The sequence below is a fragment of the Shewanella baltica genome, assembly GCF_900456975.1.
GTDB classification, from domain to species: domain Bacteria; phylum Pseudomonadota; class Gammaproteobacteria; order Enterobacterales; family Shewanellaceae; genus Shewanella; species Shewanella baltica.
In genome coordinates, this window is sequence record NZ_UGYM01000002.1 from 5,140,952 (window position 1) to 5,153,041 (window position 12,090).

8 protein-coding genes are annotated in these 12,090 nt (G+C 47.6%); 5 read left to right on the plus strand and 3 right to left on the minus strand.

The features are described 5' to 3' along the window. Positions 1–65: 65 nt before the first annotated feature. Complete coding sequence (locus DYH48_RS22980) at positions 66–611, minus strand: YceB family lipoprotein (protein WP_115336006.1); 546 nt, start codon at positions 609–611, stop codon at positions 66–68. Further along, positions 611–3,280 carry a phosphoenolpyruvate carboxylase gene (gene ppc, locus DYH48_RS22985; protein WP_115336007.1) on the minus strand — a complete coding sequence of 890 codons (2,670 nt, stop codon included), beginning with the start codon at positions 3,278–3,280 and terminating at the stop codon, positions 611–613. The genes DYH48_RS22980 and ppc overlap by 1 nt, the downstream gene beginning before the upstream one ends. A gap of 624 nt (positions 3,281–3,904) precedes the next feature. Between ppc and argC the strand changes: the two genes are divergently transcribed. From argC to argH, 5 genes are all read left to right on the plus strand, one after another. Continuing rightward, entirely contained in the window at positions 3,905–4,885 is a 981-nt protein-coding gene (gene argC, locus DYH48_RS22990; RefSeq protein ID WP_115336008.1) for an N-acetyl-gamma-glutamyl-phosphate reductase, read from the plus strand. Between the two features lie 31 nt (positions 4,886–4,916). Beyond that, positions 4,917–5,699 (plus strand): acetylglutamate kinase, encoded by a 783-nt coding sequence (gene argB, locus DYH48_RS22995; protein ID WP_115336009.1) that lies wholly within the window; start codon positions 4,917–4,919, stop codon positions 5,697–5,699. A gap of 12 nt (positions 5,700–5,711) precedes the next feature. Then, complete coding sequence (locus DYH48_RS23000) at positions 5,712–6,617, plus strand: ornithine carbamoyltransferase (protein ID WP_115336010.1); 906 nt, start codon at positions 5,712–5,714, stop codon at positions 6,615–6,617. A 60-nt stretch (positions 6,618–6,677) separates the two neighbouring features. Next, complete coding sequence (locus DYH48_RS23005) at positions 6,678–7,916, plus strand: argininosuccinate synthase (protein ID WP_006083550.1); 1,239 nt, start codon at positions 6,678–6,680, stop codon at positions 7,914–7,916. 109 nt (positions 7,917–8,025) lie between these two features. After that, positions 8,026–9,393, plus strand: a complete 1,368-nt coding sequence (gene argH / locus DYH48_RS23010; protein WP_115336011.1) for an argininosuccinate lyase — start codon at positions 8,026–8,028, stop codon at positions 9,391–9,393. A 100-nt stretch (positions 9,394–9,493) separates the two neighbouring features. Here the strand turns inward: argH and DYH48_RS23015 are convergent, their stop codons facing one another. Beyond that, positions 9,494–12,028, minus strand: a complete 2,535-nt coding sequence (locus DYH48_RS23015) for a penicillin-binding protein 1A (RefSeq protein WP_012090486.1) — start codon at positions 12,026–12,028, stop codon at positions 9,494–9,496. Positions 12,029–12,090 lie beyond the last annotated feature (62 nt).

Sequence of the window (12,090 nt, forward strand, 5' to 3'; positions counted from 1 at the left end):
ACGTATTAACAAAAAATGCTCCCGAGGGAGCATTTTTTATGGCGGATGATCCACAAAATAATCGGTTATTTCGTGAATTTAAGCACTAATTTGCCAGGAGCAACTTGAATGCTTTCGGTCATTTTTGCCATTAGTGCTTGGTTAGTGTCCTTAGTATCAAGCACATACACAGGCTGGTTTTCTAAGAATTGTCTTAGATAACCCATCACCTGCGGTGTGGCACTGCTGATCGCTTTTTCAATATCTTTTGGTGTTGACTCCACTTTAACTAATTCGAGCTGGCGCAGATAGACACTGTGCGTTGCGCTGTCATACCAAGGCTTGGCCTCAAAAGTCGTCGTGAGTTTGGCACTCAATGGAAAGATTGGATTCTTAATTGATACTTGAGTTGCAGCACTTACGCTCATAGTGTCAGGTTTTGCACCTAGCCTGACACTGATGTCGTTAATACGCACTTCTGCGCCAACTAATTGATTACCTTGTTTAATCTCAAAATGGATCTCTTTACTGAGGTACTGCTCCATTTCGTGCTCGCTGATACTGTACTGCGAGACGCAGCCGCCAAGCAGTACAGTCAATCCCAAGCAAATCGTGCGGGAAAGTTTTTTCATTAACCAGTGTTTCTCATTCCCGCTGCCACACCTGCAATAGTCAGCATTAGCGCTAGCTGCACATGTTCAGACGCGGGAGTTTCGGTTGTTTCCTTACGTGTCCGCGCTAATAGCTCGGTTTGTAAGAAGTTTAATGGATCGATATACGGATTTCGCAGTTTTACTGACTCGCGATTCCACGGCGTATGCGCCATTAAGCTATCTGATTTTGTCAGTTCAAGCACGACTTTAATGCCCAGATCTAAGCGTTGGCGCAAGGTTTCGCCTAAGTGATGTAAGTCCTTTGGTACTAAACAGGTTTCATAGTAGCGGGCCAAATTAGGTTCTGCCTTGGCGTAGACCATTTCTAGCATTGAAATGCGAGTGCTGAAGAAGGGCCATTCCCGCTCCATATCTTGCAGTAAGCCCATTTCACCGCGTTCACTGGCGGCTTGAAGTGCTTCACCGGCGCCAAGCCATGCAGGTAACATCAAGCGGTTTTGCGACCAAGCAAAAATCCACGGAATTGCTCGTAGGCTTTCAATCCCACCATCGACACGACGTTTGGCAGGGCGGCTGCCGAGTGGTAGTTTTCCTAATTCCACTTCTGGCGTTGCCGCGCGGAAATAAGCCACGAAATCAGGTTCATCACGCACTATGCCACGGTAAGCACCCACTGATTCTTCAGCGATACGTTGCATGCAATTGCGCCATTCTTGTTTAGGCTCTGGCGGTGGTAGTAGGGTTGCTTCCAATACGGCAGAGGTATACAAGGCTAAGCTTTGAACCGCGAGTTTTGGCAAGCCAAACTTGAAGCGGATCATTTCGCCCTGCTCAGTGACACGAATACGACCATCTACCGACCCAGGAGGTTGGGATAGAATCGCTTTGTGTGCTGGACCGCCCCCGCGACCAATGCTGCCGCCACGGCCATGGAATAGTGTGAGCTTGACGCCCGCTTGTTTACAGACCGCCACTAACTGCTCTTGAGCGTGATACTGAGCCCAAGCCGCCGCCATTACGCCGGCATCTTTAGCAGAGTCAGAGTAGCCAATCATCACTTCTTGCATGCCCTTGGTATAACCACGATACCAGTCGATGTCGAGTAAATCGGTAATACAGGCTGCGGCGTTGTTTAAGTCGCTTAGGGTTTCAAATAGCGGCACCACGCGCATTGGGTGCGAACAGCCCGTTTCTTTGAGTAACAGTAAAACCGTTAAGACATCCGATGGCTTACCCGCCATCGAAATTACATAGGATCCAAGTGCCTTAGCTGGATGTTTAGCGATCAAACGACAGGTATTAAGCACTTCGGCCACATCGGCTGACGGCTGCCAGTTACTTGGGATCAGCGGACGACGGTTGCTGAGTTCGCGTAATAGGAAAGCTTGTTTCTCGGTTTCATCCCAATGGTTGAAATCACCCATGCCGAGATAGCGAGTTAATTCGGCGAGCACATCGCTGTGACGGCTGGCGTCTTGGCGAATGTCGAGTCTGAGCATATGAATGCCAAAACAGGCGAGGCGACGGAGAATATCAAGCAATAAACCGTTAGCGATTAAGCGCATACCGCAGTCGGTCAAACTCTTATAAAGCATTTCTAACGGCGCTTTGAGATCGCTTTCTTGCCAAATCAGGCTCGACTTATCGACTTCAGGATTGTGGCCTTCGATGCGCGCATTTAAATAATCTATGGTGTCACGCAGTCTTTGACGAATAGATCGCAACACGTGGCGGTATGGCTCGCAGCTGTTGTTGGTGTAAGCCTTTAATTCATCATTGGCTTCTTCCATCGACAGCTCGCCAACCAGTAGGACTATGTCTTTTAGAAATAATCTGGCGGCGGCATGGCGGTTGCGATCGAGCACCTCTTGGGTGACCTTCGCGGTAACAAAGGGGTTGCCGTCGCGATCGCCGCCCATCCAGCTTGAAAAACGCACTGGCGCGATATCAATCGGTAATTGTTGACCCGTGCGTTGTTGCACTTGGTCGTTAAGCTGTCTTAAGAAGTCCGGCACCGCATGCCAAAGTGACTCTTCAATGGTCGATAATCCCCAGCGGGCTTCATCAACAGGTGTTGGGCGCTCACGGCGGATCTCATTGGTGTGCCAGATTTGCGCGATCAATTGGCGCAGGCGCAGACTGATTTGCTGACGCTCTCTATCTGATAATTGGTCGTTTTCTTGTTCAGTTAAGCAGTCGACAATGGCGGCGTACTTTTGGATCAAGGTGCGACGGGAAATTTCAGTGGGGTGCGCTGTCAGCACTAGATCGATATCCAGTGTCTTAAGGCAGTCGAGCATTTTCGTTTGGTCTACACGGCCATTTAACATGCGCCCTAGGAGTTGTTCCACGGGATCAGGCACGCAGACGAGTTCGTCACAGTTGCGGCTAATGGTATGAAATTGTTCAGATAAATTAGCTAGGTTGAGGAACTGGTTAAATGCCTTTGCAAACGGAACTAATTCTTCGTCTGGCAGGGCGGTGAGTAACTCGAGCATTTGCTCTCTAGCGGCTTGATCGCCCCGGCGTGAATCTTTAGCAAGTTTACGGATCTGTTCAACCTTCTCGAGAAAAGAGTCCCCGAGGTGGGTGCGCATAGTGTCACCGAGGATTTGTCCTAACATACTCACGTTCGATCTTAATGACGCATACATATCGGTCATATTGTCTGCCTTGGTTACAACCATAGTTACTCCGAATAGAAAAACATGAAAATTCCGCATTGCATTTAGCCCGTTAGCACAATACCTATCACTTGGGGCAATGGTCAACAGAAGAACTTATAACTTATACGACTGGCTTATCTAATATGCAACTAATCGCAATGATCGTTGAGGAATATTCAATATAAATGCGAAGCTACGCAATATTTTGTGATGATTAGCGTAAGTGAATATGGAGTGCATCATTTTTGGCTTTGCAGAAATGTATCTTAGCTGTTAATAAAAAGGACTGATTTTGGCGCAAATTAACCCTAGATAACTGAGTTATTAACGAGTTAGCTGAACGGATGATAGGCGGGCGAGATCTGCATTTTAGTAAGAAATATAAAAATAAATTAAAAATATATATTCACATATATTGCATAAGTAGATCTTTGTGGTAGTCTAGCCTGCAGTTGAGATGAGTCACCCCCTGTGACCTGTAGAGTAAATATCATGATTCAGAGCATTAACCTGACAGTGAATAAAATAACAACCAATTACGATTTCCTGCGACGATAATCTTGTCATCATAGATATGCGCAGTTGCGTGTACGCTATTCATCTATTCTTTAAGTTTCTTTGATTCGGTTAATAAGACAACAACACATGAAAAATATCGCCATTATTGGTGCCAGTGGTTACACAGGCGCACAACTGACCGCTTTAATCTATGCAGAAGCAGAACTGACGATTCAGGGTTTGTATGTTTCTGAAAACAGTTTAGATAAAGGTAAGCCTTTAGCGGATTTGTACCCTAGCTATAGCCATATCGCATTAACGCTGTCGCCATTGTCCGATGACGCTAAGGCAAAAATCGTTGCCGAAGCCGATGCCGTGGTGCTAGCGACTGAGCATTCAGTGAGCTTACATTTAGCCGCTTGGTTTTATAGTCAAGGGTTAGCGGTATTCGATTTAAGCGGTGCTTATCGTTTTAGCGATGTGGCGCAATATCCTAAGTGGTATGGCTTTGAGCATGAATATCCTGAAGTTTTAGCCAAAGCTGTGTACGGACTTGCCGAATGGAATGCTAAAGAAATCGCTGCGACTAAGATGATCGCCGTGCCAGGTTGTTATCCAACCGCATCACTTACAGCGTTAAAACCGCTGGCGAGTTTACTGACATCAGCTTATCCGGTGATCAATGCCGTGAGCGGCGTAACGGGTGCGGGTCGCAAAGCGCAGTTACACACCAGTTTTTGTGAAGTGAGCCTGACACCTTACGGCGTATTAGGCCACAGACATCAACCCGAGATCGCCACTCAGCTTGGTCAAGAAGTGATATTTACCCCGCACCTTGGCAACTTTAAGCGTGGCATTTTAGCGACTATTACCGTGCAGCTAAAACCAGGCACTACAACTGCCGATGTGGCAGCGGCCTATAGCGTGTATGACCAGGCGCCATTGGTCACCGTGAAGCACAATCAGTTCCCGAAAGTGGACGATGTGGTGCTGACACCTAACTGCCACTTAGGTTGGAAGTTTGATGAGAATAGCGGTTACTTTGTGGTCGCCAGTGCAATCGATAATTTGATGAAAGGTGCTGCCAGCCAAGCGCTACAATGCATAAAGATTCATTTTAACCTTTAATTGTTCATCCTTATTTAAGAGAGTCGTCAAGATGTCTACAAACAACTCAGTATTAGTTCTTAAAGTGGGCGGCGCGCTGCTGCAGTGTGAAATGGGGATGGCGCGGTTAATGGATACGGCTGCGGCTATGTTAGCCAATGGTCAGCAAGTGTTGATGGTGCATGGCGGCGGCTGTTTAGTGGATGAACAGTTAGCGGCAAACGGCATGGAAACCGTCAAGTTAGAAGGTTTACGGGTGACTCCGCCTGAGCAAATGCCGATTATTGCCGGCGCACTTGCAGGTACTTCGAACAAGATCCTCCAAGGCGCAGCGACTAAAGCTGGGATTGTGAGTGTGGGCATGAGCCTCGCCGATGGCAATACTGTATCGGCAAAGATTAAAGATGAACGTTTAGGCCTAGTGGGTGAAGTGACACCAAAAGATGGCGCTTATCTTAAGTTTATCCTCGCCCAAGGTTGGATGCCGATTTGTAGCTCTATCGCCATGATGGACGATGGCCAAATGCTTAACGTCAATGCTGACCAAGCTGCGACGGCCTTAGCCAAATTAGTGAGCGGCAAGTTAGTGCTGCTGTCGGATGTGTCTGGTGTGCTCGATGGTAAAGGCCAGCTCATTCACAGTTTAAATGGCAAGCAGATAGCAGACCTTGTTAAACAAGGTGTGATCGAAAAGGGAATGAAGGTCAAAGTTGAAGCTGCGCTCGAAGTTGCACAGTGGATGGGGCAGGCGGTTCAAGTTGCCTCGTGGCGTGATGCAAGCCAATTAATCGCATTAGCAAAAGGTGAAGCCGTAGGAACACAAATCCAACCATAAGTGGAGTAGGTTATGAAGCATTTACTATCGATAAAAGAGTTAACCCAGCAGCAGTTACTCGATCTGATTGCCTTGGCAAAAACGATCAAAGCCAATCCGGCAGAGTACCGCCATGCGCTGGATGGCAAGAGTGTGGTGATGTTGTTTGAAAAGCCCTCGCTCAGAACACGCGTTAGCTTTGATATTGGTATTAATAAGCTCGGTGGCCACTGTTTATACCTAGACCAACAAAATGGTGCGCTAGGTCAACGGGAATCGGTTGCTGACTTTGCTGCTAACCTGTCTTGTTGGGCCGATGCGATTGTAGCGAGAACCTATTCGCACACCACCATAGAACAATTAGCCGAGTGTGGCACAGTGCCCGTGATTAATGCCTTGTCGGATCTTTATCATCCTTGCCAAGCATTAGCCGACTTTTTAACACTGGCCGAGCAGTTTAAGGATGTCAGCAAAGCCAAATTAGCTTATGTTGGTGATGGTAATAATGTCACTAACTCGCTGATGTACTGTGCGGCTATTCTCGGTGCTACCATGACAGTGATCTGCCCAGCGGGTCACTTTCCTGATGGCTACGTAGTGGCAGAAGTGCAAGAGCTTGCTAAGCGATATGGCGGTAAGCTGGTACTGACTTCAGATATCGATGCGATTGAAGGTCACGACGCTATTTATACCGATACTTGGATTTCAATGGGCGATCCAACGCCGCTGGCGGATATCAAAGCGAAGTTTGCACCATACCAAGTAAACAAAGCCTTGATGGCGAAAGCGGGCGCTAACTTCTTTATGCATTGTTTGCCCGCCCACCGTGGTGTAGAAGTAACAGATGAAGTGATGGACGGTGCAGGCTCCTTAATTCTGCAACAAGCCGAAAATCGGATGCATGCCCAAAATGCGGTACTGGTAACCTTATTTAGTTAAATTAACCCTGTTTAGCAGCCTGTTTTCTCCTAGGTGAGAAACGAGTCATAGGAATTTAAGATGTCTATCGAGATAAAAAATACTGGCGTGAAAAAAGTGGTTTTAGCCTATTCAGGTGGTCTAGATACCTCGGCCATTATTCCTTGGTTAAAAGAAAACTACGATAACTGTGAAATCATCGCATTTTGCGCCGACGTCGGCCAAGGCGAAGAAGAGCTGGTTGGCTTGACTGAAAAAGCCTTAGCTTCGGGTGCGTCTGAGTGTCATATTGTCGATCTGAAAGAAGAATTCGTTAAAGAGTATATCTACCCAACGATTGCGAGCGGTGCGATTTACGAAGGCACTTATTTACTCGGTACGTCAATGGCGCGTCCTATCATTGCCAAAGCACAGGTTGAAGTGGCCCGTAAAGTGGGCGCCGATGCTCTGTGCCACGGTTGTACCGGTAAAGGTAACGATCAAGTGCGTTTCGAAGGTTGTTTCGCTGCATTAGCGCCTGATTTAAAAGTGATTGCACCATGGCGTGAATGGACCATGCAGAGCCGTGAAGATCTACTGGCCTATTTAGCCGAACGTGACATTAAGACGTCAGCGTCAGCGACTAAAATCTATAGCCGTGATGCCAATGCTTTCCATATTTCCCATGAAGGTGGTGAGTTAGAAGATCCATGGAACGAGCCAAGCAAAGGTGTGTGGACTCTGACAGCCGATCCTGAAGATGCACCGAACAAGCCTGAATATGTGTCGCTAGAAGTAGAACATGGCCGTATCACTAAAGTGAATGGTGAAGCCCTAACGCCTTATGCTGCGCTGATGACATTAAACGCGATTGCTGCGCCACACGGTGTGGGTCGTATCGACATCACGGAAAATCGTTTAGTGGGCATGAAGTCTCGTGGCTGTTACGAAACACCCGGCGGCACCGTGATGTTCGCAGCGCTGCGTGCGATTGAAGAACTTGTACTCGACAAAACCAGCCGTAACTGGCGTGAGCAAGTTGCCGCACAAATGGCGCATTTAGTGTATGACGGTCGTTGGTTCACGCCACTTTGTAAGTCACTGCTGGCAGCATCTGAGTCACTGGCAGAATCAGTTAACGGTGAAGTCGTGGTTAAACTCTACAAAGGTCAAGCGACGGCAGTGAAGAAACGTTCACCTAATAGCTTGTACTCTGAAGCGTTTGCCACCTTTGGTGAAGATCAAGTGTACGACCAAAAACATGCAGAAGGCTTTATCCGCCTGTACTCATTAGCGAGCCGCATCCGCGCACTCAACGCTAATGACGTTAAGTCTAAGTAATAGGTCGTTTAAAAGGGCGCCTAGCGCCCTTTTTTGTTTCTAGGTTTTGATCAAGTTTTTTGATTCAGATGAGTCGATTTCAAATCAGCAGTGAGTAAGGGGAGTTAGCATGGCTTTATGGGGTGGAAGATTTCAGGGCGAAACGAGCGCGCTATTCAAATTATTCAACGATTCGCTACCCGTGGATTATCGCCTGTTCGAACAGGATGTGATCGGCTCTATCGCATGGGCTGATGCGATCGCCAGCGTGGGAATTATCTCGGCAACTGAATGCCGCGACTTGAAAAAAGCACTCAATGATTTGCTAGTGGAAGTGAATGGCGATCCAGCGATTATTCTCGCGTCGGGCGCTGAAGATATCCACAGTTTCGTCGAGTCGGCCTTGATTGCCAAAGTAGGCGATCTCGGTAAAAAATTGCACACTGGCCGTAGCCGTAACGATCAAGTCGCCACCGATTTAAAGCTTTGGTGTCAATCCGAAGGGGCTGCACTACTCGCGCGCCTTCACAGCTTACATGCTGAATTACTGGCGTTGGCTGAACGTGAGTTTGATGCGGTAATGCCAGGTTACACTCACTTGCAGCGCGCCCAACCTGTGACATTTGGTCACTGGTGTTTAGCTTATGTGGAAATGTATGAGCGTGATATCAGCCGTTTAGCCGATGCGTTAACCCGCGCTAACACCTGTCCATTAGGTTCGGGTGCCCTTGCTGGCACAGCCTATAAAATGGATCGACATGCACTGGCTGCCGCGCTGAATTTTGCCGCACCGACGCTCAATAGTTTAGACAGTGTGTCAGATAGAGATCACGTAGTAGAGCTTTGTTCTACTGCATCGATCAGCATGATGCATTTAAGCCGTATGGCCGAAGATTTGATTTTCTTTAACTCGGGCGAAGCCAACTTTATCTCTCTGAGTGATGAAGTGACCTCGGGTTCATCCCTGATGCCACAGAAGAAAAATCCTGATGCATTAGAGCTTATCCGTGGTAAAACGGGTCGGGTTTATGGCAGTTTAGTGGGTATTCTCACCACCATGAAAGCACTGCCTTTGGCGTACAACAAAGATATGCAGGAAGATAAAGAAGGCCTGTTTGACGTAGTTGATAGCTGGGCAATTTGCCTCGATATGGCGGCGTTAGTGTTATCGGGTCTGAAAGTTAATCGTCCTAATGCGCTGTTAGCTGCGCAGCAAGGTTATGCCAACTCTACTGAGTTAGCTGATTATCTAGTTTCTAAGGGTATGCCTTTCCGTGAGGCGCACCACGTTGTGGGTGAAGTGGTGGTTGCCGCGATAGCGAAGCAAATTCCGCTGGAGGATTTTTCCTTGGCTGAGTTAAAAACCTTTGCCGCTATTATTGAAGATGACGTTTATCCTAACCTCACAATTGAAGCCTGTTTAGCGAAACGCGACGTGCTTGGTGGGACTGCTCTGCCGCAAATTCAGCAGGCGATCGCGGCTAAGAAAGCCCGCTAAGGCAAGTTGTTCAAATCAACAAGCCAATAAAAAACGCGACTTTAAGTCGCGTTTTTTATTGGGTCATTATCCGTATGGGCAATGACTTTCTATGAGTCGTTTATTGGAATAGATCGTCAGTTGGCGCATCGATGAAGATGTTGTTCTCATCCTGAGTTTCGCTGATGTATTCCTTCGGCTCAGTGCCCGAGATGAAGTATTCGAACGCACTGGTATAGTCGGTTTTACGCGTGAGTTTACCCGTCGCTAAATCGATTCGTACCGAGACAATACCTTCTGGTGGAATCGATGTGGTTTCAGGTGTGCCTTGTAAGACACTGTTCATAAACTCGTTCCAACCCGGACCTGCCGTTTTCGCGCCAGCTTCGGCGCCGGTGATCTGATCTTTTTCACCATTGGCATTCCATGCGGTTCTGCCCAGTTGTCGACCGTGATCGTCGAAGCCAACCCAGAACGTACTGGTGAGCACAGGGCTAAATCCACTGAACCAAGTATCGCGAGATTCGTTGGTTGTACCTGTTTTACCCGCAATATCATGGCGTTTAATCAATCTTGCAGCACGCCAAGCCGTACCTTGCCAGCCAGTGCCGTGACTCCAATCACCTCCACCCCAGATCACGCTCTTTAACGCCTCGGTGATGAGGAATGCAGTTTGCTCTGAAATGATCTGTGGTGCAAAGCGACCCGTTTGCTCGAAACACTGGGCAACAGGTGCACTCGGTTCAGTACTAGAGTCTCCAGTTACACTGAACGCCATAGGATCGCTCGGTGTAATTGGTTGGCTAAGACTTTGGCTAGGCTTACAGGCCAATGTTGGATTCGCTTTTTCAATCACATTACCGTAGGCATCTTCGACGCGATCGATGTAGAAAGGTTCGAGTAAGAAACCGCCGTTAGCAAACACGTTAAATGCCGTGACCACTTGTAATGGCGTTACTGAAGACGAACCTAATGCAATCGACTCGTTACGCGGTAGGTCATTAGGGTCGAAACCAAATTTTATCAATTCAGCAATGGTGGCATCGAGTCCGACATGGCGCATTGCACGCACAGACATCACGTTGATTGATTGCGCTAAGCCCACACGTAAACGGGTTGGGCCGCCATAGATATCAGGCGAGTTTTTAGGGCGCCATGCGGTGCCTTGGCTGATATCGGGTTTATTGATCGGTGCATTGTTGATGAGGGTCGCTAAGGTAAAGCCTTTCTCTAATGCGCCAGCATAGATGAAAGGTTTGATGTTCGAACCTAATTGGCGTTTTGCTTGAGTGACGCGGTTGTATTGGCTTTGGCTAAAGCTATATCCGCCGACTAAAGAACGAATCGCACCATTTTGTGGGTCGAGTGACACAGTCGCGCTGGCAACTTCTGGTACTTGCGATAACTGCAAATATTGGCCGTTATCACGGATCCAAATACGCTCACCAACCTTGAGCATGTCAGAAGCTGACTTAGGTACACTGCCTTGACGTTTATCGGTAATAAATTTACGCGCCCACTTCAAACCATCCCAAGTAATGACTTTAGTCTCGCCCTTGGCGGTCATGACACTGGCTTGTTGATCTGCCACGCTGATGACTGCTGCGGGTTGCAGTTCTTGAATTGAAGCCACCTTGGCCAGTTCAGCCTTGATTTGAGCTTGATCTGGTTTTTCATCTGTCCACAGAACGGCGGCAGGACCACGGTAGCCATGACGCTCATCATAGGCATAAACGTTATTACGTAATGCTTGCTGAGCTTTCAGCTGTATATCCGATGAAATGGTTGTGTAGACGTTGTAGCCATTGGTATAAGCTTCTTCTTCTCCGTACTTTTGCACCATATAATCTCGTGCCATTTCAGAAATATACGGCGCATAGAGATCAATTTCGGCGCCGTGGTATTTAGCGACCAGCGGTTCTTGTAGTGCGGCTTGGTATTCGGCTTGGCTGATGTAACCTACTTCATTCATCCGCATGAGGACGACATTACGGCGAGCGACGGCACGAGAAGGTGAGGTCACAGGGTTGAGTGTCGAAGGCGCTTTGGGTAAGCCCGCGATCATACTCATTTCTGAGAGTGTAAGGTCTTTAACATCTTTACCGAAATAAACTTGTGCAGCGGCACCAACACCATAGGCGCGTTGGCCTAAGTAAATGCGGTTCACATAGAGTTCTAAAATCTCGTCTTTGGTGAGTAATTCTTCAATGTGATAGGAGATAAAAATCTCCTTCACTTTACGAATAATGGTTTTATCGCGGGTTAAGAAGAAGTTACGCGCAACCTGCATGGTAATGGTACTGGCACCTTGCTTTTTCTCACCTGTGGTCAACATCACTAATGCGGCGCGAAGTACACCTACAGGATCTATACCACCATGCTCGTAAAAACGCGCATCTTCAGTTGCGATAAACGCTTGAAGTAGGGGTTTTGGCACTTCGTCTAACTTCAATGGAATGCGACGTTTCTCACCAAATTGTGAAATAAGTTTGCCGTCACTGCTGTAGATGCGTAAAGGTGTTTGAAGTTGCACATTTTTTAGTGTTGAAACATCCGGCAAATCCGGCAAAACATAAAAGTATGCTGCCACAATGGCGCCTACTCCCAAAAGGGCTAGACTGAATAGTGCTATAACAATACGTTTTAACCACTTCACCAAAATTTATCCTAATGTTCCGTTAAGTGCGACAGTATATAAGGCGTACACCTCTTGGTGAA

What these genes read in the sequence shown, in the direction of transcription:
- DYH48_RS22980 (WP_115336006.1), bottom strand. Translation starts at nt 611, where the DNA reads ATGAAAAAACTTTCCCGCACGATTTGCTTGGGATTGACTGTACTGCTT.
- ppc (WP_115336007.1), bottom strand. Translation starts at nt 3,280, where the DNA reads ATGGTTGTAACCAAGGCAGACAATATGACCGATATGTATGCGTCATTA.
- argC (WP_115336008.1), top strand. Translation starts at nt 3,905, where the DNA reads ATGAAAAATATCGCCATTATTGGTGCCAGTGGTTACACAGGCGCACAA.
- argB (WP_115336009.1), top strand. Translation starts at nt 4,917, where the DNA reads ATGTCTACAAACAACTCAGTATTAGTTCTTAAAGTGGGCGGCGCGCTG.
- DYH48_RS23000 (WP_115336010.1), top strand. Translation starts at nt 5,712, where the DNA reads ATGAAGCATTTACTATCGATAAAAGAGTTAACCCAGCAGCAGTTACTC.
- DYH48_RS23005 (WP_006083550.1), top strand. Translation starts at nt 6,678, where the DNA reads ATGTCTATCGAGATAAAAAATACTGGCGTGAAAAAAGTGGTTTTAGCC.
- argH (WP_115336011.1), top strand. Translation starts at nt 8,026, where the DNA reads ATGGCTTTATGGGGTGGAAGATTTCAGGGCGAAACGAGCGCGCTATTC.